Raw genomic sequence first — 2,231 nt, 5'->3', positions numbered from 1 at the left:
ACAAGAAATTGCGCTTTCGCTCACAGAGCGGTTTTTATGGACAGGTGAAGGTTACCTACAAGATTACCTGCTCGAATGATGGAACTTCCGCCCAGGGCGACGCCTACATTAATGTGGGAGACAAGCCTAACTTTATTGACGATGCCGAATGTACTGTGCCTTCGTCGCCTTTTGTGTGGGATATAGAGAAAATAGCACAAACAACGACTAATCACAGGATTCAAGTGTATGCAGAACCATACGTGGGAGACGTTGATGGGGATGGCGCTATAGAAGTGGTTACGTTAAATGCCTCTATTACTTATGGGAATAATTATTCGGACAGTATATTTGTATATGATGCTGATCTGACTTTCAAATATGGGATTCCGGTACGGCCAACAAAGACTTATACAACTCTTCCCCTGGCAATTGGCGATGTAGATCGCGATGGACAAGTCGAAATTATCTACGGAACAGGTTTTGTAAATGCCGGAAATCCCTCAAATTACCGGTTACAAGCATACAAAGTAGATGCAACAGGATCATACAGTATGTTGTGGGAATCGACTGATTCTTATACCGACAAACCGCTATATAATGGCACAACAACACAGCCTTCCTCCTGTATCAGTATTGCAGACATAGATGGAGACGGGACGGTTGAAATACTGTGTGTTGACAAGATATTTGTCGGCGAAAATGGTAACTTGTTGGCAACGCTGCCCGAAACATTATCAGCTGCGCCAACATCACCGGTAAATAAGCCTAGTGGACGCGGTATGCGGTATGCTGCTTCAGGGGTTCAGAATGATGGTTTTTTACCGGCTATCGGCGATATTGACGGCGACGGCATACAGGAAATTGTTGGTGGAAATACTACTTACAAAGTAACCATCAACAGCCGCAGCAATCCTGCAGCAAATACAGTTGACATCGTTGCTTATGTCCCCTACGGCGATGGCTATACCTCGTTAGCCGATATTGACGGCGACGGTATTCTGGATGTGGTAGTTATAACATATAATGACCAAAACTTTCCGGTAACTCCTGCTAGATGTAATATGTACGTTTGGCAAGGAAGCTCAGGCAGCTTGATAGGGGCAGTAGAGGAACCTGAACCGGGGCCACACCCATCGACAGGAGTCAAACCAGCTAGAGCAACAGGCGGATCGCGGGCATTTATCGGCGATATTAACGGCGATAAAAAACCCGAAATTTGTTTTACCAGCTATTGTATGATGAATGCTTATGCCTACGATTCGACAACAGACAGTTTCACTTCCTTATGGACAGATAAAACCACCACCGATACATCCTCCGCAACCACCATGTCGATGTTCGACTTTGACCTCAACGGCGAGGCGGAACTGATTTACCGAGACGAAACCCATATCCGGATATTGGATAAGGATGGAAATAATGTAAAAGACGTCAATGGCAACGATGCGATATTCAATTGTCGGTCGGGAACACACACCGAATACCCCATTGTGGTGGACACGGATGGAGATGGTCATGCTGAAATTATTGTTTCGGGATGGGATCCCGATCTTGCTCCTGTTAATAGCATTGTCCGCCTGATGAAATTTGGCAGTAAAACAAAGGGCACTTGGGCTCCTGCACGCAGTGTATGGAACCAGCACGGCTACAATCCGCTGTTCGTCAACGACGACCTCGGTATTCCGGAGCATCCGCTGTCGCCCACAACCGTTATCGCCCATTCGGACGGAAGCATCCATAGGCCCTTCAACAGCTTCCTGCAGCAGGCAGGCAACCTGAATACCGAGGGCGAAAACCTGAACCTCTCGCCCGACCTGAGCTTCCAGATTGGTAAGAATCAAAAATTATTTCACAACGATGTTACCGATGAACTGGAGATTACTACCTACCTCACCAACGCCGGTTCGATGGATTTTACAGGCGACATACAGCTTTCGCTGTATTTGTACGATGTAGGGGCGACAAGCTACGAACTGAAAGGCTCACAGGTTTTTACGGGACAAACACTGTTTCGAAACGAGTACAGAACCTATGTTTTTTCAGTTCCCAACTACAGCAGTATTTCGTTTCCAACGCAATACTTGTGGTACGTGGTTATAAACATGAACGACAATTCCCCTTCGGCGCCCAGCGGCGCCTACCTTAGCCAGAACGAGTGTAATTTCTGGAACAACATGACCAGCCGGATGTCGTACATTTCGGGGCAGGCTATCCTTTGCCCGGGCGAAACGGTGGAACTGAACATCGAA

Annotated in this window: 1 protein-coding gene; it reads left to right on the top strand. The window is 47.0% G+C overall.

Features of this window, described 5'->3' with window-relative positions; all coding sequences use genetic code 11:
* Positions 1-2,231 (top strand): FG-GAP repeat domain-containing protein (locus ACYPWY_RS16070; RefSeq protein WP_459686556.1); only part of this gene is annotated, 2,231 nt, incomplete at both ends.

The organism is Viscerimonas tarda, assembly GCF_054601255.1.
This window is presented reverse-complemented; position numbering and strand designations above follow the sequence as displayed.